Genomic DNA, 453 nt, shown 5'->3' with positions numbered 1-453 from the left:
AGGATTTTGCCCAAACGACGGGCAGATCTTTTCCTTCGGGCGTGAAGAAAAAGCCGCCTGAGCTCGGAGCTGACCATTCGCCTGACAATCTGATTTGACCGACCAGCACTTCCCCAAAGGTGCGCTCGCCGTATCCGATCAGAATAACTTCAGACGCGTGGTGCATGCTGTCCTCCCCCCTCTGATCTGAAAAATGATCAGTTTCTGTGAACCTGTAAACAATTCCTCCTTCACAGCTCCGTTCGGATCTTTCCGGCGGGGCTTTTTCAATGGAGCCCTTATGCTCAATCACAATCTCGGCCACACACGGCTGATCCGGGAAACCTGCGAGGCCCATGGCCTCACGATCCCTCAGACTGCCTATGTGCTGGCGACTGCGCATTGGGAAACCAGTTACGCAGATGAAAGCTGCTATGTCTCAGGTGGAAATCAAAGAAGTCAGTTTTGACCTGG

Annotated in this window: 1 protein-coding gene; it reads right to left on the bottom strand. The window is 53.0% G+C overall.

The genetic code is table 11. From position 1 onward, the window contains the following. On the bottom strand, positions 1-304 hold a 304-nt coding region (locus tag EP867_RS20055; protein WP_194085576.1), incomplete at its 3' end, for a hypothetical protein. Positions 305-453: the final 149 nt, after the last annotated feature.

The organism is Falsigemmobacter intermedius (assembly GCF_004054105.1).
GTDB lineage: Bacteria > Pseudomonadota > Alphaproteobacteria > Rhodobacterales > Rhodobacteraceae > Wagnerdoeblera > Wagnerdoeblera intermedia.
Note: the sequence above shows the minus strand (reverse complement) of the source record. Positions and strands in the feature narration are given on the sequence as shown.